Raw genomic sequence first — 22,355 nt, 5'->3', positions numbered from 1 at the left:
TCACACCTGGGGCGCACACGCCGGAAGGCGCCGCCCGGTTGGTCTCCCGGCGGCGCCCTCCGGCACGTACGGCCCCGCGGCGTCACTTCCGCTTCGCGGCGGACTCCGTGCGCGCGAGGAGTTCCTCGGGGCTGAGATAGGCGTCGGTGTACTCGAAGTCCCGCAGCGTCGCCGGCTTGCGGGCCTGGAAACCGGTACGGACGAAGTCGTCACCGGCCACCGCGTTCAGCAGCCAGTTGGTGAGCACCCGGGTCTTCGCGACGTTCGTCCGCAGCGCCGACCAGTGGTAGCCGCGTGCCACCGCCTGGGCCGGGATGCCCTGCAGTTCGATGCCGAGCGGCTTGGAGACCGCGTCCCGGCCACCGAGGTCCACGACCAGGCCCAGGTCCTTGTGCACGTACGGCTGGAGCGTGCCGCCACGCAGGGAGGCGAGGACGTTGTCCGCCACGACCCGGCCCTGGCGCATCGCGTGCTGCGCGGTCGGCGGGCAGACCGCCCCGTCGCCCTTGGCGAGATCGGGCACCGCCGCCGCGTCCCCCAGCGCGAACACCCCGTCCGCGCCCGGCAGCGCCATTTCCGGATTCACCGCCAGCCGGCCGCGTACGGTCTCCGCGCCCAGCGTGGCGATCAGGGGGCTCGCGGCCACACCGGCCGTCCAGATCAGGGTGCGGCAGGGCAGCACCCGGCCGTCCGTGAAGGTGACCTCCTCCCGGTCCGCCTTCGCGATCGACACGCCCAGCGACACCTCGATACCGCGCCTGCGCAGGATCTTCATGGCGCTGACACCCAGCTTGTCGCCCAGCTCCGGCATGAGCTTGGGGGCGATGTCGATCAGATGCCACTTGATCAGCTTCGGGTCCAGCCGCGGGTAGTGCTTCACGGCGTTGGTCGTCAGCCGCTGGAGACAGGCCGCCGTCTCGGTCCCGGCGTAACCGCCGCCCACCACGACGAACTGGAGCCGCGAGGCGCGCTCCGCCTCGTCCTGACTGGCGTCCGCGACGTCGAGCTGCTCGATGACGTGGTCCCGGACGTACGCGGCCTCGGCGAGCGTCTTCATGCCCCGGGCATGGTCCAGCAGACCGGGGATGTCGAACGTCCGGGTCACGCTTCCGGCCGCGAGCACGATGTAGTCGTACGGCTCGTTCACGATCTCGTCCGTGATCTTGCGGATCACGCAGATCTTCGCCTTGGTGTCCACGCCGATCGCCCCGCCCGGCACGATCCGGGTGCGGTGACGGCTGCTGCGCCGCAGCGATACGGCCACCGACTGGGGGGTGAGCACGCCGGACGCGACCTGCGGCAGGAGCGGCAGATAGAGCTGGTACGAGAACGGCGTGACGAGCGTGATCTGCGCTTCTCCCGGCGAGAGCCGACGCTCCAGACGGCGCACGCACTCGACCCCGGCGAAGCCGGCGCCGACGACGAGAATCCTGGGTGGTGCCACGGTGTGCGTCCCTTCTCAAGGCTACGCGGTCGTGTCTCACCTGCCCCGAAGTCCGGGCGGGTCACCTCACATCCTCACCGCAGACCCCTGAACGCGCCTCCCGGCCCGGGGAATCGGGCCGAAAGGCCCGGACGGGCCACCGGAACAGGGCGCTACCCGAACGGGCCAACGACCGGCCACGCTGCGTTCCGTCAGTACACGTCACGGACGTAGCGCTTGTCCGCCGCCAGGCGCCTGACGTAGGCGGCGGCCTCGTCGGCGTCCATGGAGCCGTGCGCGGCGACGATGTCCCGCAGAGCACGGTCGACGTCCTTGGCCATGCGGCCGGCGTCGCCGCACACGTAGAAGTGGGCACCGTCCTTCAGCCACTGCCAGAGGCGGGGGCCGTGCTCGCGCATCCGGTCCTGGACGTACACCTTGTTGCGCTGGTCGCGGGAGAAGGCGAGGTCGAGGCGGTCGAGGTGTCCCGACGCCCGGTACGCCTCCAGGTCCTGACGGTGGTAGAAATCGGTGGCCCGGCGCTGTTCGCCGAAGAAGAGCCAGTTGGGGCCCGAGTGGCCGCGCGCCTGCCGTTCCTCCAGGAACCCGATGAAGGGGGCCACCCCGGTGCCGGGGCCGACCATGATCATCGGGGTGGACGGGTCCGCCGGCGGGCGGAAGTGCGGGGAGCGCTGCACGAAGACCTGGACGGGACCGTCGTCGGCGTGGTCGGCGAGGTAGGTGGAGCAGACGCCCTTGCGGTCGCGGCCGAGCCGGTTGGCCCAGCGGACGACCGAGACGGTGAGACGTACCTCGCCCGGGTGGGCCAGCGGACTGGAGGAGATCGAGTACAGGCGGGGCTGGAGGCGCTTGAGCGCTCCCGTCCAGTCCGCCGCCGACGCGCGGACCGGGAACTCGGCGACCGCGTCCGCCGCCTGCCGGCCCCAGCTCCACTTGGCCAGCGCGTCCTTGTTGTCGGGGCGCAGCAGCCGCTTCAGCTCGTGACTGTCGGTGCGTTCCATCAGGAACCGCAGCAGGCCGGTGCTGACACGGGAGATGTCCAGCCGGGTGCGCAGCGCCTCCTCCAGCGTGAGTGGCCCGCCGCCCAGGTCCACCGGCTCGTCGGGGTCGAGGCCGGTGAGCGCCAGCCACTCGGCGGTGAGCCCCGCGCTGTTGGCCGGCCACACGCCGAGTGCGTCCCCCGCGTCGTAGGCGAGTTCGCCGTCACGGGTGTCGAAGGCGAACTGCCGCACCTCCTTGCCCGAACCGGGCAGGCTCAGCAGCCTGTTGCCGACGAGCAGGGTGGCGAACGGCGACGTCCTGGTGTAGCCGGCCGGTACGGCGGCGGGCGGCGTGGCCGCCCGGGTGGCGGGTACGGCGGCGGGCGCCGACCGGGCCGGGGCCGCGTGGTCCGGACGCCCGGCGTCGGCCACGGTCCCGTCCAGGGCGGTGAGTACCTGGCCCAGCCACTGTTCGGCACGCTCTCCGAAGTCGGGTTCGCAGTCGGCGCGGGGGACGAGGCGGGTGGCGCCGAGGGCGGCGAAACGCTCGTCGAGCCGGCGCCCGTGGCCGCAGAAGTCGTCGTAGGAGGAATCACCCAGCGCGAGGACCGCGTACCTGACCCCCACCAGCCCGCCGGCTCCCTCCGCGGACAGCCTCTGCCAGAAGTCGCTGCCGTTGTCCGGGGCTTCACCGTCGCCGAACGTACTGGTGACGAGGAGTACGTCGGTCCCGGGGGTGAGGTGCGCGGGCGTCGCCTCCGCCATGGCCAGGAGTTCGGGGGCGCGGCCCGCCCGGGCGAGGTGTGCGGCGGCGCCCCGGGCGAACTCCTCGGCGTTGCCGGTCTGCGAGGCCCACAGGAGGACCAGACGGCGAGCGGGTACGGCGGCTTCCCCGGCCGGTTCGCCCGGTTGGGCGAGCGCCGACGCCGACATCGCGGCGGCGGCCGGTGCCGCAGTGCGGGAGAACATCCCCGCGAGGACGCCGTCGACCCAGAGGGCGTGGCCGGTGTCGAAGGGCGCGTCCGGCGGCAGGACGGGCACGCCCGTGGCCGGCGGGGCGGCGGCGAGCCCGGAGAGGTAGCCGGAGAGATAGCGGCGCTCCGGCTCGGCGAGCGGAGGCGGAGCGAGTTCGGGCAGGCCGAGCAGGGCGGCGAGCGCCAGGACGGGGGAGCCGGCCGGGGCGGCGGCCGCGGGGACGGTCACGGGCGCGGGGAGCAGGGGCACGGGTGTGGTCTCCGGTTCGGTGCTCGGGCGGCCCGCCGGGACGGGTGCGGCCGTCCGGGCGAGGTTGACGGCGCAGACCTTGAACTCCGGCTGGAAGGAGAGGGGGTCGACGGCGTCGTTGGTGACGGCGTTGACGCTGAGGTACTCGCCGAACAGGTCGTTCCAGTGGAAGGGCGCGAACGCGGTGCCCGGCAGGACCCGGTCGGTGACCACCACGGGCAGGACGGCACGCCCGCGCCGGGAGGTGACCTCCAGGTGATCGCCCGCCGCCACGCCGAGCCGCCCCGCGTCCTCGGGGTGGACCTCCACGAACGGTCCGGGGTTCAGCTTGGTCAGTTTGGCGACCTTGCCGGTCTTGGTCAGCGTGTGCCAATGGTGCTGCAGCCGGCCCGTGTTCAGCAGAAACGGGAAGTCGTCGTCGGGGAGTTCGGCCGCCGGCAGATGCGGCCGGGCGAAGAAGCGGGCGCGTCCGCTCGCGGTGGGAAACGCGAGACGGGGGCGGGTCGCGTCCTCACGCTCCAGCAAGGTCTGGCTGACACCGTCGTTGAGATAGCGGACCGGGTTGCGGTCCGGCCCGTCGGCGGCCGGCGCCGGCCACTGCACCGGGGTGTCGCGCAGCCGGTCGTACGTCACACCGCGCAGGTCCCAGCCGGTCGTCGGGTTCCACGCCTGCTTGAGCTCCTCGAAGACCTCCTCGGCCGAGGCGTACGTGAACCCCTCGGTGAACCCCATCGCGCATGCCACCCGGGCGATCAACTCCCAGTCGGGCAGGGCCTGTCCGGGCGGATCGACGACCCCCTGGACGAGGGTGAGGTTGCGCTCCGAGTTGACCATGACCCCGTCGGACTCCGCCCACAGCGTCGCGGGCAGCACCACGTCCGCGTAGGCGTTGGTCTCCGTCTCCGCGAACACGTCCTGGGTGATGACGAGTTCGGCCGCCTCCAGACCGGCGATGACCGTCCTGCGATTGGCCACCGAGGCGACCGGGTTGGTGCAGATGATCCAGCACGCCTTGATGTCGCCGGCGGCCAGCTGCTCGAACATCTCTACCGTGCCGCGCCCGGTTTCGGTACGCAGCGAACCCTCGGGTATCCGCCACAGCTTCTCGGTGAAGGCCCGCTCGGCGTCGACCAGCACGGACCGCTGGCCGGGCAGACCCGGACCCATGTAACCCATCTCGCGGCCGCCCATGGCGTTGGGCTGGCCGGTCAGCGAGAAGGGGCCGGAGCCGGGGCGGCAGATCGCGCCGGTGGCGAGGTGCAGGTTGACCAGCGCGTTGGTGTTCCACGTCCCGTGGGTCGACTGGTTCAGCCCCATGGTCCAGCAGCTCATCCACTCCCCGGCCTCGCCGATCCACCGCGCGGCCAGCCGGATGTCCGACTCCGGGATCCCGGTGATCTCCGCGACCCGGTCGGGCGTGAACTCGGCGAGGAACGCGGGCATCTCCTCCCATCCCTCGGTGAAGGCGGCGATGAACTCCTCGTCGGTGTGGCCGCCTTCGACCAGCAGATGCAGCAGGCCGTTCAGCAGGGCGAGATCGGTGCCCGGCTTGATCCGCAGGAAGAGATCGGCCTTGTCGGCGGTGGCGTTGCGACGCGGGTCCACGACGATCAGCTTGGCGCCGGACGCCTTCACCCGGTCCATCATGCGCAGGAAGAGGATGGGGTGGCAGTCGGCCATGTTGGCGCCGATGACGAAGAACGCGTCCGCGCGGTCGAAGTCCTGGTACGAGCCGGGCGGGCCGTCGGCGCCGAGCGACAGCTTGTATCCGGTGCCCGCGGACGCCATGCACAGCCGCGAGTTGGACTCGATCCGGCTGGTACGGACGAACCCCTTGGCCAGCTTGTTCGCCAGGTACTGCGCCTCCAGGGACATCTGCCCGGAGACGTAGAAGGCCAGGGCGTCCGGCCCGTGCTCGTCCAGGATCGCCCGCAGCCGGCCCGCGACCGAGGCGACGGCCTCGTCGACGTCCGTCTCCACCGGCTCGGCGCCCCGCTCGGCGCGCACCAGCGCCCTGCCCATCCGCCCGGGCGCCGCCATCAGGTCGGCGCTGGTCGCCCCCTTGGTGCACAGCCGCCCCGAGTTGGCGGGGTGCGACTTGTCCCCGTACGCCTTGGCCACCCGGCGGCGCCCGTCGGCCGGGTCCCGTACCAGGTCGAGCACGATCCCGCAGCCCACGCCGCAGTACGAACAGACCGTACGGACGCTGCCGTCGTCCGAGCCAGATGTCACCGAACCCCCACCCCGCGGTGTGTGCCTTACCGGGCGGGACCGTCCGCCGCTCTGCGGTGATCCCTGTAACAGCACCGTAGGAAGAGCGAATTTCCGGATGGTGACGCGCCGCGGGTGCGCGGGGTTACTCCCCGCGCACACGACCGGCCGGCGCCGTGTGAGGCGGGGTGGGGCGGAAGACCGGCTGAGCACAAGGACGGGCGGAGCCGTGAGGCGGGCGGGGCTCCCCCAGGGTGACCAGGGGGAGCCCCGCGAGGCTCACCCGTGCCAGGACCGCCACAGCGCCGCGTAGGCGCCGTCCGCCGCGACCAGCTCGTCGTGGCTGCCGAGTTCGCTGATCCGGCCCTTCTCCACGACCGCGATCACGTCCGCGTCGTGCGCGGTGTGCAGCCGGTGAGCGATGGCCACCACCGTCCGGCCTTCGAGCACCCGGGCCAGAGACCGCTCCAGATGCCGGGCCGCACGCGGGTCCAGCAGCGAGGTCGCCTCGTCCAGCACCAGGGTGTGCGGATCGGCCAGGACCAGCCGCGCCAGCGCGATCTGCTGGGCCTGAGCCGGGGTCAGAGCCAGGCCGCCCGAACCCACAGCGGTGTCCAGACCCTCCGCAAGCGCCCTCGCCCAGCCGTCCGCGTCCACCGCGGCGAGCGACGCCCACAGTGCGGCGTCCTCGGCGCCGGTCCGCGCCAGCAGCAGGTTGTCGCGGAGCGAACCGACGAACACGTGGTGCTCCTGGTTGACGAGCGCGACGTGCTCGCGCACCCGCTCCGCGGGCATCCGGGACAGCTCCGCGCCGCCGAGCGTCACCTCACCCGTCCTCGGCGCGTAGATGCCCGCCAGCAGCCGGCCCAGGGTGGACTTGCCCGCCCCGGACGGACCGACCAGCGCGAGCCGCGTGCCCGGGGCCACGTCCAGCGTCACCTCGTGCAGCACGTCCACCCCGGCGCGATAACCGAACCGCACGTCCTCGGCCCGCACCTTCCGGCCCTCGGGACTGACCGACTCGTCACCCGCGTCCGGCTCGATGTCGCGCACCCCGACCAGTCGGGCCAGCGACACCTGGGCCACCTGCAACTCGTCGTACCAGCGAAGCACCAGCCCCAGGGGATCGACCAGCATCTGCGCCAGCAGCGCCCCGGTCGTCAGCTGTCCGACGGTCATCCATCCCTCCAGGACGAACCAGCCGCCCAGCATCAGTACGGTGCCGAGGATCGTCACGTACGTGAGGTTGATGACCGGGAAGAGCACCGAGCGCAGGAAGAGCGTGTACCGCTCCCAACGGGTCCACTCCATGACCCGCCGCTCCGACAGCGCCACCCGGCGCGCGCCGAGCCGGTGGGCCTCGACAGTCCGCCCCGCGTCCACCGTCTCCGCGAGCATCGCCGCCACCGCGGCGTACCCCGCGGACTCCGAGCGGTACGCCGAGGGCGCCCGCTTGAAGTACCAGCGGCAGCCGGTGAGCAGCAGGGGCAGGGCGACGAGGACCGCGAGCGCCAGCGGCGGCGCCGTCACGGTGAGCGCGCCGATCAGCAGACCTGCCCAGACCACCCCGATGACGAGCTGCGGAACAGCCTCGCGCATGGCGTTGGCCAGCCGGTCGATGTCCGTGGTGATCCGGGAGAGCAGGTCGCCCGTGCCCGCCCGCTCCAGCACTCCGGGCGGCAGTCCCACCGCGCGGACGAGGAAGTCCTCGCGAAGGTCGGCGAGCATCTCCTCGCCGAGCATCGCGCTGCGCAGCCGCATCGTCCAGGTGAAGAGCGTCTGGATCAGCAGGGCCGCCGCGAAGATCGCGGTCGTCCGCCCCAGGTGCAGGTCGGTGGCCCCGTCCGCCAGGTCCTCCACCAGCCCGCCCAGCAGGTACGGGCCGACGATGGACGCGACCACCGCGACCACGTTGGCGGCGACGAGCACGGCGAACGCACGGCGATGACGCCGCAGCAGATCGCGGACGTACTCCCGCACGGTGGCGGCGGAGCCCACCGGCAGGGTGGTGGCGGTCGTCGGCGCGGCCGGGTCGTACGGCGGTGGTGCGAGGCCGATCATGCCCTCTCCTCGATCTCTCCGGCTTCCCGGAGCCTGTTCAGCTCATCGGTGGCGCTGTCCGTCCCGGCGCGGTCCGGCGGTCCGGCTGCCGTCGCCTCGTCCTCGGTCTCCCGGGTGACGACCGATCGGTAGAGCGGGTCGGTGAGCAGGAGTTCGCGGTGCGGCCCCGCCGCGACGACCGTCCCGGCACGGACCAGTGCGACCCGGTCGGCGAGGTCCAGCAGCAGCGGCGAGGAGGAGAACACCACCGTGGTGCGGCCCCGGCGCAGTTCTCTGATTCCGGCGCCCACCTTGGACTCCGTGTGCGAGTCCACGGCCGAGGTCGGCTCGTCGAGGACCAGCACCTCCGGGTCGGTGACCAGCGAGCGGGCCAAGGCCAGCCGTTGCCGCTGTCCCCCGGAGAGCGAACGGCCGCGCTCGGTGATGCGCGTTTTCATCGGGTCGCCGTCGGTGTCGACGGACGCCTGGGCCAGCGCGTCCAGCACGTCGTCGCAGTAGGCGGCCGACAGCGCGTCCTCGGCGCGCACCGCTCCCGACGCGGGTACGTCGAGCAGCTCCCGCAGGGTGCCGGAGAGCAGCACCGGGTCCTTGTCCTGGACCAGGACGGCGGTACGCGCCCGCTCCAGCGGGAGTTCGTCCAGCGCGCTGCCGCCCAGCAGCACGGACGGCACCGCGATTCCAACCGCGGCCCCGTCCCGCGCGTCCTCGGCGGGGGCGTGGCCGCCGAGCCGCTCGGCCAGCCGTCCCGCCTCGTCCGGGTCCCCGCAGACCACGGCGGTGAAGAGTCCGGCGGAGGCGAGCAGACCGGTGACCGGGTCGTACAGATCGCCGGAAGGAAGCGCTTCTGCGGCGGCCCCGGCCGTACGCGCGGTGCCGTCGGCAGCCGGGCGCGCGTCCCGGCGCAGCGAGAGCACCCGGACGGCGCGTTGGGCGGAGGGACGGGAGAAGGAGTAGGCCATGGCGATCTCCTCCACCGTCCGCAGCGGATACAGCAGCAGCATCGCGGAGTTGAACACGGTGACCAGCTGCCCCACCTCGATCTCCCCGTCACGGGCCAGCCCGGCTCCGTGCCAGACCAGTGCGATCAGCAGCAGGCCGGGCAGCAGCACCTGGACGGCGGAGATCAGGGACCACATGCGGGCGCTGTGCACGGCCGCGCCGCGGACCTCCTGGGAGGCGCGGCGGTAGCGGCCGAGGAAGAGTTCCTCCCCACCGATGCCGCGCAGCACCCGCAGCCCCGCGACGGTGTCCGACGCCAGCTCGGTGGCCTTGCCCGCCTTCTCCCGCTGGAGGTCGGCCCGCCGGGTCGCCCGGGGCAGCAACGGCAGCATCGCCAGCGCGAGTACGGGTACGGAGAGCGCCACCAGGAAGCCGAGCGACGGCAGATACAGCACCAGGCCGACGCAGATCAGCACGAGGGCGACCGCCGAGGCGGCGAACCGGGAGAGCGCCTCGATGAACCAGCCGATCTTCTCGACATCACTTGTGGAGACCGCGACCACTTCACCGGCCGCCACCCGCCGCGTCAGGGCCGAGCCGAGTTCGGCGGTCCGCCGGGCGAGGAGCTGCTGCACCCGGGCGGCGGCGGTGATCCAGTTGGCGACGGCGGTGCGGTGGAGCATGGTGTCGCCGACCGCGATGCCGATGCCCAGCAGCAGGATCATGCCCCCGGACAGGGCGAGCCGCCCGCCGGAACGGTCGATCACCGCCTGCACCGCGAGACCGGCCGCCAGCGGCAGCCCGGCCAGGGCCAGTTGGTGGAAGAGACCCCAGGAGAGCGAAAAGAGCTGTCCCTTGAGCTGGTTGCGGCCGAGCCAGACGAGAAAGCGGGGGCCGGAACGGACGTCAGGATCGCCGGGGTCCTGGTACGGAAGATCACGAATCTGCATGGAGTCCCAAGAATCGGAAGTACGGAGTCCACCGGCGACGGGGCTACCGAAGTGGTGAAGGGCAAACAGTAAGGTTTGCCTCTCTTACCGGTTCCGGGCAAATGATTTTCCGTGGATCGGTGCCTTTTCGCCTGGTAGCCGAATCTCCGGGACCCCGGCAGCCCGTATCGCCCTCGGGGGGCTCGGGGGCCTCGTGGCGGCGAGGTGTCAGGCCTTCGCCGGCGCGAGGAGCCGCGCCTTTGTCGCTGCGCGGACCTCCTCCTCGCTCACACCCTCGGCGCACTCCACGAGGACCAGGCCGCCCTCGGTCACGTCGACGACGGCCAGATCGGTGATGATCCGGTGGACGACTCCGCGCCCGGTGGCGGGCAGGGTCAGCTCCTCGACGATCTTCGGAGTGCCGTCCTTCGCGGTGTGCTCCATCACCACCAGAACGCGCCGGGCCCCGTGCACCAGGTCCATCGCCCCGCCCATCCCCTTCACCATCTTCCCGGGCACGGTCCAGTTGGCCAGGTCGCCCCGGGCGGAGACCTGCATCCCGCCGAGCACGGAGACGTCGATGCGGCCCGCGCGGATCATGCCGAAGGAGAGCGCCGAGTCGAAGTAGGCGGCGCCCGGCAGCACGGTCACCGTCTCCTTGCCCGCGTTGACCAGGTCAGGATGCTCCTCCCCGGCGACCGGGTACGGGCCGACGCCGAGGATGCCGTTCTCGGAGTGCAGCACCACGTGCACGCCCTCCGGAAGGTGGCCGGGTATCAGCGTGGGCAGGCCGATGCCCAGGTTCACGTACTGTCCGTCGAGGAGTTCCCGGGCGGCCCGGGCGGCGAGCTGGTCACGGTCGAGAGGCATCGTCAGTTCTCCTTCGCCGCCGCTGCGGCGGGCTCGGTGACGGTAGGGCCGGTGGGGGCGGTGGGTACCCGCACGGCGCGGAGCGTGCGGCGTTCGATGCGGCGGTCCTCCGGGTCGGCGGCGACCACGTGATCCACGAAGACGCCCGGCAGATGCACCGCGCCGGGGTCCAGTTCGCCCGGCTCCACGATCCGCTCGGCCTCGACCAGCGTGACGCGGCCGGCCATCGCCGCGAGCGGGTTGAAGTTCGCGGCGGCCGCGTGGAAGACGCAGTTGCCGTGACGGTCGGCCACGGCGGCGCGCACCAGGGCGAAGTCGGCGGTGATCGCCTCCTCCAGCAGATAGCGCCCGCCGCGGAACTCCCGTACCTCCTTCGGCGGCGAGGCCACCGCGACCGTGCCGTCCACGGCGTACCGCCAGGGCAGCCCGCCTTCCTCCACCTGTGTGCCGACACCGGCGGGAGTGAAGAACGCGGGGATGCCCGACCCGCCCGCGCGCAGCCGTTCGGCCAGCGTGCCCTGCGGGGTGAGCTCCACCTCCAGCTCCCCGGAGAGGTACTGACGGGCGAACTCCTTGTTCTCCCCGACGTACGAGGACGTCATCCGGACGATGCGCCCTGCGCGCAGCAGGAGACCGAGGCCCCAGTCGTCGAGGCCGCAGTTGTTGGAGACGACCCTCAGGTTGCCGGTACCGGCCTCCACGAGGGCGGCGATCAGCGCGGAGGGGATGCCGCACACGCCGAAGCCGCCGACGGCGAGCAACGCGCCGTCCGGAATGCCGGCCACCGCCCGAGCGGCGGAGTCCACCACCTTGTCCATGCTCATGTCTTCGTGCCTGCTTCCGTACGGGGGAGAGGGGGCCCGGGCCAGGGGAACGGCGAGGGGCGCGGCGGGCGAGCGGCCCGCCGGTAAGCCGTGTCGGAGAGAGAACCGGCCCGGGTGCCGGGCGGGGATCGGGCGGCGCGGAACGCGGTGTCCCGGGCCGCCCGCCGTACACGATCGCCGCCCCCCGGACGGCGCCGCCATGTGGGCCGGGCACATGAGCGGGGCCACAGGTGCGGTGCACGGCACCATGTCGGCGCCGGTGGGCAACTTTTACCGTCCCAACCGTCAGAAAACCGCGCCGCCACCGCCGTCCGCGCAGAAGTGCCCCGCTCCAGGGAGCACGACCGGGACAGAACAGGTGCGGCCCCCACTCCCCAGGAGCCGGCCGATGTCCGTCAACTCAGCCCACCCCCGCCGCACCAGAACCCTCACGGCCGTGTCCGCCCTCGCGCTGTCCGCCCTCCTCGCGTCGGGCTGCGCCCAGGCGGGCACGGCCGGCTCCGACACGTCGGACTCCGGCGGGGCCAAGACCGTCGACGTCGGCCTCGTCTACTCCAAGACCGGTCCGCTGGCCGCCTACGGAAAGCAGTACATCGAGGGCTTCAAGGCCGGACTGGAGTACGCCACCAAGGGCACCGGCAAGGCCGGCGGCCGGACCATCGAGGTGACCGAGCGCGACGACGCGGGCGACGCCTCCAAGGCGGTCGCCGCGGCCAAGGACCTCATCGGCAAGGGCACCAAGATCATCGCGGGCAGCACCGACTCCGGCATCGCCCTCCAGATGGCCCCGCTGGCCGCCCAGAACAAGGTGCTGTTCATCGATGGCCCCGCCGCCACGGACGCCGTCACCGGCATCAACAAGTACACCTTCCGGTCCGGGCGGCAGTCCTACCAGGACACCCTGACCGCCGCCGCGATGCTCGGCGACGCCAAGGGCAAGAAGGTCACCGTCCTCGCCCAGGACTCCACCTTCGGCCAGGCCAACGTGGCCGCGGTCAAGGCCGTCCTCGGCGGAGAGGGCGCCCAGGTGTCGTCGGTGCTCGCACCGCCGAGCGCCACGGACCTGACCCCGTTCGCCCGCCAGGTCAAGTCCGCCGGGCCCGACCTGGTCTTCGTCGCCTGGGCCGGAGCCACCGCGCCCGCGCTGTGGACGGCGCTCGACCAGCAGGGCGTCCTCGCCTCGTCCACCGTCACCACCGGCCTCGCGGGCACCGCCTCGTACCCCGTCTTCGGCGCCGGCGGCGAGAAGATCACCTTCCTCGCGCACTACTTCGCAGGAGCGGCGGGCACCGAAGCCGAGAAAGCCATGACCGCCTCGGTCGAGAAGGCCGGCGGCACCCCCGACCTGTTCAGCCCGGACGGCTTCAGCGCCGCGCAGATGATCGTGCGCGCGGTCGAGGAGGGCGGCGACGACGTGGACGCCATGGTGAAGGCCCTGGAGGGCTGGACGTTCGAAGGCGTCAAGGGCGAGCAGCAGATCCGCGCCGAGGACCACGCCATGCTCCAGCCGATGTTCCAGGCGAAGCTCAAGGGCAACGGCGCCACCGCGGTCCCCGAGCTGATCAAGAAGCTTCCGATGGGCGACGTCGTTCCTCCCGTCAAGCCGCTGGCGGGCTGATCCATGACCGCGACACCCCGGAACGCCGGGGACGGGCCGGGCGCCCAGGCGCCCGGTGCCACCGTCCTCGCTCTGGAGTCCGTCGGCTGGACCGTCGGCGGCGCGACCATCCTCACCGACGTCACCCTCGACGTCCGGGAGGGCGAGTTCCTCGCCTTCATCGGCCCCAACGGGGCCGGTAAGACCTCGCTGTTCAACCTGATCAGCGGCCTCGTCCCGGCGACCACCGGCCACGTCGTCCTGGACGGCGCCGACATCACCGGCGAGGCCCCGCACGCCCGGGCGCGGCGCGGGCTCGGCCGCACCTTCCAGACGTCGAGCCTGTGGCCCGCGATGAGCGTCGCCGAGCACGTCCGGCTCGGCGCGCAGGCCGCGGGCGGCGGTTCGTACCGGATCTGGCGGCGGGCCTCCCGCTACCGGACGCAGGTCGACGACGTCCTCGCCCGCACCGGTCTGGAGCACCGCGCCGACGCCCTCGCCGGCTCTCTCTCGCACGGGGAGAAACGGAAGCTGGAACTCGCCGTCCTGCTGGTCGGCGAGCCCCGGCTGATGCTGCTCGACGAACCGATGGCGGGCGTCAGCGCCGAGGAGATCCCCGCCCTGACCGAACTGATCCGCGGCCTGCACCGCGACGAGGGCCGCACCGTACTCATGGTGGAGCACCACATGGACGTCCTGCTGGGGCTGGCCGACCGGCTCGCCGTTATGCACCACGGCAGTCTCCTCGCGCTGGACACCCCCGAAGCCGTGACCGCCGACGCCACCGTGCAGCAGGCGTACCTGGGAGCGGCCCTGTGAGCGCCGGCCGGGGCCACCGGCCCGCCACCGGCCCGCTGCTCTCCGTCCGCGGCCTGCGGGTGCTGATCGGCGGCCGGCACATCCTGCACGGCGTCGACCTCGACGTCGCGTCCCGGGGAGTCACCGCCCTGCTCGGCCGCAACGGCGCGGGCAAGACCACCACCGTGCGCGGGGTGCTCGGCCTGGTGCCGCGCACCGGCAGCGTGCTGCTCGACGGCGACGAGACCGCGCACCTGCCCACGCACACCCTGGTGCGCCGCGGCATCGGCTACGCCCCCGAGGACCGGGGGATCTTCGCCGGACTGACCGTCGCGGAGAACCTCCGGCTGGCCGAACGCCCCGACGGCGATGCGGACTACGCGCTCGTCCACGAACTGTTCCCCGAACTCCGCACCCGTGCGAGGCAGTTGGCGGGCACGCTTTCCGGCGGCCAGCAGCAGATGGTGGCCATCGGCCGCACTCTGCTCAACAGCAACCGGCTGATCATCGCCGACGAGCCGACCAAGGGCCTCGCCCCGAAGGTCGTCACCGAGGTCACCGAGGTACTGGAACGCGCGGCCGAAGCCGTGCCGGTCCTGCTCGTCGAGCAGAACCTCGCCATGGTGCGCCGGCTCGCCACGCGACTCACGGTGCTCGCGGACGGCCGCACCGCCCACCAGGGGCCCGCCGCCGACCTCCTCCAGGACCCGGAGGCCACCCGCCGCCTGCTCGGCGTCGGCCGCGCGCCCGCCACCCAATCCACCGCGCCCGCTTCCGCACCGGTGCGGCCCGACCGTTCGGAGGCCGACGCCTGATGGACACCGTCGTCCTGCTCACCCTGACCGGCCTCGGCCTGGGTGCGCTGTACTTTCTCGTCGCCTCCGGGCTGTCGCTGATCTTCGGCCTGATGGACGTGCTCAACTTCGCCCACGGCGCGCTGCTCTCCATCGGCGCCTACGCGACCTGGTGGGCCGCCTCCGGCAACCTCCCCGGCGCGGGTTCCGGCGGCTTCGCCTTCGTGTGGGCCGTCGTGTTCGGCGTCCTCGTCGGGACCCTCGCGGCGATCGTGCTCGAACTCGTCGTCGTACGCCCCCTCTACACCCGCCCGCGCGAACAGGTCCTCGCCACGGTCGGCGTCTCGCTCGCCGTCCCCGCACTGCTCTCGGGCATCTGGGGCACCGACGCGCTGACCTTCCCCGGTCCCGACGCCCTGAAAAACACCATCGGCGTGCTCGGCGCGAACGTCCCCGCCAACCGCCTGGTCCTGATCGCCGCCGCCGTGCTGGTCTGGGCGGGCCTGAAACTCTTCCTCGACCGCACCCGGCACGGCCTGGTCGTCCGCGCGGGCGTCGAGGACCGGGCCATGGTCACGGCGCTCGGCATCGACGTCCGCAAGGCGTTCACCCTCGTCTTCGCCATCGGGGGTGCCGCCGCCGCACTCGGCGGCGCGCTGGGCGGCCTGTACTTCGGGTCGGTCGACCCCCGTCAGGGCACCTCACTGCTGATCTTCGCCTTCGTGGTCGTCGTCACCGGCGGCATGGGCTCGGTTTCCGGCGCCGCCGTCGCGTCCGTCGCCATCGGCCTCATCCAGCAGTTCGCCAACTACTACACCACCGCCGGCCTCGGCGACCTCGCGGTCGTCGCGCTGCTCGCCGCCCTGCTGCTGGTGCGCCCGCGCGGTCTCACCGGGAGGCTCGCATGAGCACGATCACCGTCACGCAAGGCCCTTTTGCCCGCCTGCTGCGCTGGTGGCCCGCCGGGCTCTTCGCCCTGCTCTTCGTCCTGCCCTACAGCGCCTTCGAAGTCCCCGGACTGCTGGACGGGCCGGTCGGAAGCCCGGGCAGCCTTCAGCTCCTCGCCCTCTGCCTGCTGTTCGGCGCCCTCGCCACCGGCTATGACCTGCTGCTCGGCCGCACCGGGCTGCTCTCCTTCGGCCACGCGCTGTACTTCGCGGCGGGGAGCTACGCCACCAACACGATGATGCAGGAGGCCGGGCTCTCCTTCGGCCTTTCCGCGGTGCTCGGCCTGGTCTTCGGCCTCGTCCTGTCCGTGCTGCTCGGCTCGGTCAGCCTGCGGGTCACCGGCATCGGCTTCTCCATGGTGACACTGGCGTTCGCCCAGGCCGGATCGATCGTGGTCTCCCGCGACCCCGGCGGTTTCACGGGCGGCGAGGAGGGCCGCGCGGTCGCCGCCGACGTCCTGCCCGCAGGGCTCGTCGGCATCCAGAACACCGCCAACCTGTACTGGATCACCCTCGCCTTCCTCGGCCTCACCCTCGTCGTCGTGCACTGGACCACCCATTCCCCGACGGGCCGCGTCTGGGAGGGCATCAAGGAGAACGAACGCCGGGTCGAGGTGCTGGGCCTGCGCCCGTACGGATTCAAGCTGGTCGCCTTCACCGTGGCGGGCGGCCTGGCCGCTCTCGGCGGGATCGTGCACCTGTTGCTGACCGGCGGGTCGACCCCGCAGACCACCAGCTCCGAATTCACCCTTTCCCTGCTGGTCATGGTCGTCCTCGGCGGCTCCGGAACCCGCTGGGGCCCGATGCTCGGCGGCGTCCTCTACACGTGGGCCGACCACCGCCTCGGTGACGTGGCCAACTCCGCGGCCGTCGCCGACCTGCCCGCGGTGCTGCGGGTGCCGCTCAGCCAGCCGCTGTTCCTGCTCGGCGCGCTGTTCGTGATCGTCGTCAACGTCCTGCCCGGCGGCCTCGCGGCACTGCCCGGCCGGCTCCGCGCCGCCCGCGCGGCCCGGCGCGGTTCCAGCTCCGGCAACGGCGGCGACGCCGGCCGCTTGCCCGACGCCGACCGCACGCCCGGCACCGGTGAGGTCCCGGACGGGCCCGCCGTCCGGCAGAGTACGGCTCCGGGGGCGGGTGCCGACGCCGCCCCCGGCACCGAACGCCACACCGGCCACGCCCGCGCCGACGTCGGCCCGAAGGAGAGGAATCTGTCGTGACCACCGCCGAAACGGCGTCCGCCGCCGCACCCGCAGGACCCGGCCCGCTGCCCCACGAAGAACTGCGGGTCCCCGTCGAGGGCGGAGAACTCGCCGTTCTGCGCTGGCCCGCCTCCCGTCCGCAGGCACCCACGGTGCTGGCCCTGCACGGCATCACCGCCAACGGCCTCTCCTGGGGCGCGGTGGCCCGCCACCTCGCGGGCCGGGCCACCCTCCTCGCCCCCGACCTGCGGGGCCGCGCGGGCAGCGCGCACCTGCCGGGGCCGTACGGTATCGCCGCGCACGCCGACGACGCCGCGGCGCTCGCGGCGGCGCTCGCCCCGGACCGCCCGGTACTCGCCGGGCACTCCATGGGCGCCTTCACCGCCGCCCTCGCCGCCGTACGCCACCCCGCGCTCTTCGGCCCGCTGCTCCTGGTGGACGGTGGGGTCGGCTTCCCCGCCCCCACCCATCTCTCCCCGGACGAGCTCATGACCGCGGTCATCGGACCGGCCATGGACCGGCTGACCATGACCTTCCCGGACCGCGCCGCGTACCGGGCGTTCTGGCAGGCGCATCCCGCCTTCGCGGACCGGTGGACGCCCGAGGTGGACGCGTACATCCAGCGTGACCTGACCGGCGCCGAGCCGGAGTTGCGGTCCTCCTGCCGGTTGGAGGCCGTCCGTACCGACGGGGTCGGCCTGTTCGACGAGGACGTGCTGGCCGCCGTCCGCCGGCTGCCCGAACGGGCCACCCTGCTCTGGGCGGACCGCGGCCTGATGGACGAACCGCAAGGGCTCTACGACCAGGAACGCCTGGAAGCGGCGGCGTTGGGCGGCACCGGGGTCACGACCCTGCACGCACCGGACACCAATCACTACACGGTGCTGACGGGCGAGGCGGGCGCGGCACTCGTCGCGGAACTGCTGCTGGAGGCGGCTGGCCACGACGACGCGGGGTCCGTCTGATCGCCCGCAGTGGTCGATCCGCTGCCAGGCCGGCCGAGAGTGCGCCGGGTGGACGCGGTCGGTGGGCCGCTCGCCGAGTCGGCGAACCTCCCGGGCTGTCTGCCGTAGGGGGTACTCGCGGGCCCAGCGCCCGGAGCGGGCGTGGCGGAGGGCGAGGGGCGTGTTCCGTCGCCGAGGACTCCAACCGGATCATGGCGGCGGTGCCCTCGTCCCGCGAGTACCCGATCGCCTGCGAGGTCTGCTGCGGTCGGGACGAACTCGGCGCGCCCCACGCCTCGTTGTCTCGACGAACCGAAATGTCATGATCCTCCGGGAGTGCGAACGACTACCCTGGCGCGCATGGCGATACGGAAGCGGACGTGGCGGGACGAGGGCGGCGAGCGTATCGAGGGCACCTGGCGGCATGCCTTCATCCGCAACGGCGCGAGGTATCACCTCACCGACCTGGTGATCTACGCCGACGGAATGGTCGACTGCTGGGGGTTGGAGACCCTGGAGGGCTTCGCCGGCAAGCTCGCCTCCGGATGGGTCGCCACCGACCTGCCCGAAGGCGCCCGGGCATCGGCCCACCACCTCGCTTCATGGAAGTTCGCCGAGCCGAGGACCTGGCTGACTCCCGAGATGCTGCTCGGCGAGGTCCGCGACGACATCGACAACCTCAACGGCCGCCCGGACTCCACACGCCGCTGCCTCGCGGCCGTCGACGTCTTCCGGGAGCGGCCGACCGAGGCCCACCGGACCGCGGTTCGAGAAGCCTACGAGGATGTCCCGGCACACCTGCGGAGATACGCCCTGGGCGACATGGACCGCAAGGACTTCCCCCTCAGGGTGATCGCGACCGGCCCGGGCAACCGGATCGAGCTGTGGAAGGGCAACAGCGTCGAGGTGACCGACGAGATGCACGCCTCCGCCTTGGAGTACTTCGCGGAGCGCGAGCAACTGGGGAAGCGGCACGAGGCGAAGACACCCGCGGACGGCCCCGCGGAGCCGGTCGGGAGCAGCGTCCATCTTCATCAGGTCGTCGACCCGCGCGGCCTGCCCGAGAATCCGGGCACCCTGGTGCTGCGCAACGAGTTCCCCGCGCCGATCGCCGTGGGCGGTCGTACCTATCCCACGGTCACGCACGCCTACTGGGCGCTGTCGGTCGCCGACGAACGCCGGCAGGCCGAGATCCTCGGCACGCAACGGCCTCATGACGCGCAGAAGCTCGCTGAGGCTTCCCGCCTGCGTGACGACTGGCCCCGGGTTCGGGTTGCCGTCATGACGCGCTTGCTGCGCGCGAAGTTCCGCCAGCACCCCGAGTTCGCCGAGACGCTGATGGCCACAGGCGCCACCCGGTTGATCTACGCCGAGACCAGTTCGAACTTCTGGGGGCAACAGGGGCTCGAAGGCCGGAACTGGATGGGCCGACTGCTGGAGCTGACCCGCTCCGAACTCGTCGCGGCCGAGCTGGACATGTAAAGCGTGTTGCGGAAGTCCCGTCCGTCCGGCGACGCCTGCACGCACGCTCGCCGCGCTGTCGGGGTCGCCCCGATGCATCCAGCATCGGGACGACCTTCCGCCGTACGATCGCACGCACCGGACGCCGCCGGACCCGCCCTCCGGGCGGACGACGGCGCCACGTGCGAAACCCGCCCTGGCCGTGCCGACCGGAGCACTTCGGCGAAGTCGCCTCGATCGAGTGACGCACGACCGCGTGCATCCGCACCCGTTGATCGTGAACGTGTGCAGATGAACGGCGCCCTTGCGGTCCGGGACCGCGAAGGCGCCGTGCCGGGTCAGGAGACGGCGGTGCCGTACACCTCCAGACTCCACAGCGAGTAGCCGTACGAGGTGCCCCGGGCCGTGCCGTGGACGCGGACGTAGCGGCCGGTGGCGCTCAGGCCCTCGACGCGCTCCACTCCGCCCGCCCCGGAGGTGGTGGAGTAGGCGGTGGTCCAGGACGAGGCGTCGTCCGACACCTGGACCGTGTAAGCGCGCCCGTATGCGGTCTCCCACACCAGGCGTACGCCGCCGACGCGGTACCGGGCCCCGAGGTCGACGGTGATCCACTGCGGATCGGCGTACGTGCTGCCCCAGCGCGTGGCCGGGTCGCCGTCGACCGCCTTGGACGCGTCGCGGCCGGTGACGTTCACGCTGGACACGGTTGCCGCCGCGCCGCGCGCCAAGTCGGTGCGGCGGTCGGCCAGATCGCCGAGGAAGGACCGGGTGGCGGCGAGCCAGCCGGAGGACGGGACCGCCGCCTGGCAGGCCGTGTCGCAGGTCTCGCTGATGGGCCAGCCGCCCCAGACGACGGCGCCGGGCAGGCCCAGCTCCCTGATGGTGGCGAGCTGCACGGACCACTGGGCCGCGGGGACGAAGGTGTAGTCGAGGGAGGACGGCGAGGAACCGCCGTGGTACTGGGGCCAGACGTACGGCAGCAGCGGTACGTCGGCGTCCACGGCTCGGGCCTTCGCGACGTCGGCGGTCAGGGCGGTGTTCCAGGCGTCCTCGCCGGCCGAGTAGGTGTAGAGCGACGGGAAGAACGCGGTGTCGGGGTCGGCCGCGATCAGGTTCCGGTAGTAGCCGTAGTTGGCGCTGATGGTGTTGTTGAGCAGCCCGTACCAGCCGATGACCTGGCCGGGCGCGACCTCGCGGGCCCAGCTCTGGAGTTGCAGCAGGCGCGCGTAGTGGTCGGCGGCGGTGCTCGTGGAGTTGAGGTAGAGGGTCTCGCAGTCCAGTACGAGCGGGCCGTCGGTGCTGCGGTTGTAGGACTGGACGATGCTCTTCCACTCGGCCTCGCCGGGCAGTGCGCCGTCCGCGACGAGGGAGGCGCAGATGCGGGCGGGGACGAAGCTGGAGAGGACGGAGGCACCGCCGAGCGCGGCCGAGGTGTACGCGGTGTTGTCGTACAGGGTGAAGTCCGGGTCTGCGGTGACGGCTCGGGCGGGCCCGGGTACCGCGAGGGCGGCGGCCACCAGGACCGCCGTCAGCACGGCGGTCAGGAGCGCGCGCACGCGGGCGTGCGGAGCCAGGGCACACGGGGCGACGGGAAGCACGGTCGGTCTCCTTCTCCTACGGGGATGTGCCGGGGTGAGAGCGTGCGGGCGATCGCGGCGCCCGCCGTCAGGTGGCGGTCACACCCAGCAGGCCCAGCAGGGCCTCGCGGGTGGCGGCGAACCGCGGATGGGCGTGACGGTCCGAGGTGCCGAGGCGGCCGGCGATGTCCAGGTCGGCGGCGAAGCGGCCCTCGTCGAGGACCAGCACGCGGTCGGCCAGCGCGATGGCCTCGTCCACGTCGTGGGTGACCAGGAGGACGGCAGGGCGGTGGCGGGCGCACAGATCGCGCAGCAGCGCGTGCATGCGGATGCGGGTGAGCGCGTCCAGGGCACCGAACGGTTCGTCCAGCAGGAGGAGACCGGGCGCCCGGACCAGAGCGCGGGCGAGCGCGGCGCGCTGGGCCTCGCCCCCGGAGAGCGTGCCGGGCCAGGCGCGCTCCTTCCCGGCGAGCCCGACCTCGGCAAGCGCGGCGCGGCCCAGCTCCCGGGCGGTGGTACGGGAACCGGGCAGGCCGAGCACGACGTTGTCGAGCACTCGGGCCCACGGCAGCAGACGGGCGTCCTGGAAGACGACGGCGGTCGCCTCGGGCACCTCGACCGTGCCGTCCACCCCGGGGTCGAGCCGGGCCGCGGCACGCAGCAGGGTCGACTTGCCGGAGCCGGAGTGGCCGAGCAGCGCCGTGAACTCGCCGGGGGCGATGTCCAGATCGACTCCGGCGAGGACGGTGTGGTCGCCGAAGCGGCGGACCAGGGAACGGATTCGTACGCCCCGCCCGGCGTACGACGGTTCGGTGCCGGGGCTCAGGCGAGCGTCGTCCGCCATCGCAGAGCCCTCCTTTCGACGTTGCGTACGAGGGTGTCGGAGGCGAGCCCGAGCAGGCCGTAGACGACCAGACCGACGACGATGACGTCGGTCTCGCCGAAGGTGCGGGCCTCCGTCATCAGGTATCCGATGCCGCTGGTGGCGTTGATCTGCTCGCTGACGACCAGGACCAGCCACGACACGGTGACGGCGAGGCGCAGCCCGGTGAAGAAGCCCGGCGCGGCGCCGGGCAGCACGACCCGCAGCAGGAACAGCCGCCGGGAGAGGCCCAGCACCTGGGAGAGCTCGGCCCACTTCAGGTCGAGGCCGGTCAGCGCGGCGTGCGTGTTGACGTAGATCGGGAAGAAGGTGCCGAGCGCCACCAGGATGATCTTCACTTCCTCGCCGATGCCGAACCAGAGGATCGCCAGCGGGACGAGTGCCAGGATCGGCAGGGCGCGCAGCAGTTGGGCCGTGCCGTCGATCACCGCCTCGCCGAGCCGGGAGAGCCCGGCGAACAGGGCGAGGACGACGGCGCAGACCAGACCGAGGAGGAGCCCGACGGCGGCACGTTGCAGCGAGGCGAGCAGGTTGTGCCCCAACTGCCCGTCACCCGCCAGCTCCCACGCGGTCGAGGCGACCGTGCCCGGCGAGGCGAGCGTCTGCGGGTCGAGCGTGCCGGTGGCGGCGGCGAACTGCCAGGCGGCGAGCAGCAGGAGCGGACCGAGCGCTC

Annotated in this window: 15 protein-coding genes and 1 pseudogene; 7 read left to right on the top strand and 9 right to left on the bottom strand. The window is 72.6% G+C overall.

Annotation, left to right across the window (positions count from 1 at the left end):
• Positions 1-82: 82 nt before the first annotated feature.
• From ACFWEP_RS07680 to ACFWEP_RS07655, 6 genes are all read right to left on the bottom strand, one after another.
• Entirely contained in the window at positions 83-1,444 is a 1,362-nt protein-coding gene (locus tag ACFWEP_RS07680) for an NAD(P)/FAD-dependent oxidoreductase (protein WP_387367161.1), read from the bottom strand.
• A 191-nt stretch (positions 1,445-1,635) separates the two neighbouring features.
• Positions 1,636-5,880 (bottom strand): molybdopterin-dependent oxidoreductase, encoded by a 4,245-nt coding sequence (locus tag ACFWEP_RS07675; RefSeq protein WP_387367158.1) that lies wholly within the window; start codon positions 5,878-5,880, stop codon positions 1,636-1,638.
• A gap of 258 nt (positions 5,881-6,138) precedes the next feature.
• Positions 6,139-7,920, bottom strand: a complete 1,782-nt coding sequence (locus tag ACFWEP_RS07670) for an ABC transporter ATP-binding protein (protein ID WP_387367155.1) — start codon at positions 7,918-7,920, stop codon at positions 6,139-6,141.
• Positions 7,917-9,809 carry an ABC transporter transmembrane domain-containing protein gene (locus ACFWEP_RS07665; protein WP_387367153.1) on the bottom strand — a complete coding sequence of 631 codons (1,893 nt, stop codon included), beginning with the start codon at positions 9,807-9,809 and terminating at the stop codon, positions 7,917-7,919. The genes ACFWEP_RS07670 and ACFWEP_RS07665 overlap by 4 nt, the downstream gene beginning before the upstream one ends.
• Before the next feature lie 207 nt (positions 9,810-10,016).
• On the bottom strand, positions 10,017-10,658 hold the full coding sequence (locus ACFWEP_RS07660) for a CoA transferase subunit B (RefSeq protein WP_387367150.1): 642 nt from the start codon (positions 10,656-10,658) through the stop codon (positions 10,017-10,019).
• 2 nt (positions 10,659-10,660) lie between these two features.
• The gene (locus ACFWEP_RS07655) at positions 10,661-11,482 is read right to left on the bottom strand and encodes a CoA transferase subunit A (protein WP_387367147.1); all 822 of its coding nucleotides are present in this window, start codon (positions 11,480-11,482) and stop codon (positions 10,661-10,663) included.
• Between the two features lie 388 nt (positions 11,483-11,870).
• On the opposite strand from ACFWEP_RS07655, the gene ACFWEP_RS07650 reads away from it, so the two are divergent.
• From ACFWEP_RS07650 to ACFWEP_RS07620, 7 genes and pseudogenes are all read left to right on the top strand, one after another.
• Positions 11,871-13,100, top strand: coding sequence for a substrate-binding domain-containing protein (locus ACFWEP_RS07650; protein WP_387367144.1), 1,230 nt, complete (start codon positions 11,871-11,873; stop codon positions 13,098-13,100).
• A gap of 3 nt (positions 13,101-13,103) precedes the next feature.
• Entirely contained in the window at positions 13,104-13,898 is a 795-nt protein-coding gene (locus tag ACFWEP_RS07645) for an ABC transporter ATP-binding protein (RefSeq protein WP_387367141.1), read from the top strand.
• The gene (locus ACFWEP_RS07640; protein WP_387367138.1) at positions 13,895-14,692 is read left to right on the top strand and encodes an ABC transporter ATP-binding protein; all 798 of its coding nucleotides are present in this window, start codon (positions 13,895-13,897) and stop codon (positions 14,690-14,692) included. The genes ACFWEP_RS07645 and ACFWEP_RS07640 overlap by 4 nt, the downstream gene beginning before the upstream one ends.
• Positions 14,692-15,579, top strand: coding sequence for a branched-chain amino acid ABC transporter permease (locus tag ACFWEP_RS07635; RefSeq protein ID WP_387367135.1), 888 nt, complete (start codon positions 14,692-14,694; stop codon positions 15,577-15,579). Before ACFWEP_RS07640 ends, ACFWEP_RS07635 begins: the two co-directional genes overlap by 1 nt.
• Positions 15,576-16,619 (top strand): annotated as a pseudogene (locus tag ACFWEP_RS07630) (branched-chain amino acid ABC transporter permease); the annotation flags it as partial. The gene ACFWEP_RS07635 and the pseudogene ACFWEP_RS07630, both read left to right, overlap by 4 nt.
• 212 nt (positions 16,620-16,831) lie before the next feature.
• Positions 16,832-17,782 (top strand): alpha/beta hydrolase, encoded by a 951-nt coding sequence (locus ACFWEP_RS07625; RefSeq protein ID WP_387367132.1) that lies wholly within the window; start codon positions 16,832-16,834, stop codon positions 17,780-17,782.
• A gap of 339 nt (positions 17,783-18,121) precedes the next feature.
• Entirely contained in the window at positions 18,122-19,243 is a 1,122-nt protein-coding gene (locus ACFWEP_RS07620; RefSeq protein ID WP_387367129.1) for an NADAR family protein, read from the top strand.
• Positions 19,244-19,560: 317 nt separating this feature from the next.
• Here the strand turns inward: ACFWEP_RS07620 and ACFWEP_RS07615 are convergent, their stop codons facing one another.
• From ACFWEP_RS07615 to ACFWEP_RS07605, 3 genes are all read right to left on the bottom strand, one after another.
• Positions 19,561-20,820 carry a discoidin domain-containing protein gene (locus ACFWEP_RS07615; protein ID WP_387367126.1) on the bottom strand — a complete coding sequence of 420 codons (1,260 nt, stop codon included), beginning with the start codon at positions 20,818-20,820 and terminating at the stop codon, positions 19,561-19,563.
• Between the two features lie 67 nt (positions 20,821-20,887).
• Complete coding sequence (locus ACFWEP_RS07610; protein ID WP_387367123.1) at positions 20,888-21,643, bottom strand: ABC transporter ATP-binding protein; 756 nt, start codon at positions 21,641-21,643, stop codon at positions 20,888-20,890.
• A partial coding sequence (locus tag ACFWEP_RS07605) for an ABC transporter permease (protein WP_387367120.1) occupies positions 21,622-22,355 on the bottom strand: 734 nt, incomplete at its 5' end. The genes ACFWEP_RS07610 and ACFWEP_RS07605, both read right to left, overlap by 22 nt.

Source organism: Streptomyces sp. NPDC060198 (assembly GCF_042728415.1).
Taxonomy (GTDB): domain Bacteria; phylum Actinomycetota; class Actinomycetes; order Streptomycetales; family Streptomycetaceae; genus Streptomyces.
The sequence above is the reverse complement of the archived record's forward strand: the minus strand, read 5'-3'. Positions and strand labels throughout refer to the sequence as shown.

Coding starts and splice junctions, on each gene's coding strand:
- ACFWEP_RS07670 (WP_387367155.1), bottom strand. CDS start 7,920: ATGATCGGCCTCGCACCACCGCCGTACGACCCGGCCGCGCCGACGACC.
- ACFWEP_RS07665 (WP_387367153.1), bottom strand. CDS start 9,809: ATGCAGATTCGTGATCTTCCGTACCAGGACCCCGGCGATCCTGACGTC.
- ACFWEP_RS07660 (WP_387367150.1), bottom strand. CDS start 10,658: ATGCCTCTCGACCGTGACCAGCTCGCCGCCCGGGCCGCCCGGGAACTC.
- ACFWEP_RS07655 (WP_387367147.1), bottom strand. CDS start 11,482: ATGAGCATGGACAAGGTGGTGGACTCCGCCGCTCGGGCGGTGGCCGGC.
- ACFWEP_RS07650 (WP_387367144.1), top strand. CDS start 11,871: ATGTCCGTCAACTCAGCCCACCCCCGCCGCACCAGAACCCTCACGGCC.
- ACFWEP_RS07645 (WP_387367141.1), top strand. CDS start 13,104: ATGACCGCGACACCCCGGAACGCCGGGGACGGGCCGGGCGCCCAGGCG.
- ACFWEP_RS07635 (WP_387367135.1), top strand. CDS start 14,692: ATGGACACCGTCGTCCTGCTCACCCTGACCGGCCTCGGCCTGGGTGCG.
- ACFWEP_RS07620 (WP_387367129.1), top strand. CDS start 18,122: ATGGCGATACGGAAGCGGACGTGGCGGGACGAGGGCGGCGAGCGTATC.
- ACFWEP_RS07610 (WP_387367123.1), bottom strand. CDS start 21,643: ATGGCGGACGACGCTCGCCTGAGCCCCGGCACCGAACCGTCGTACGCC.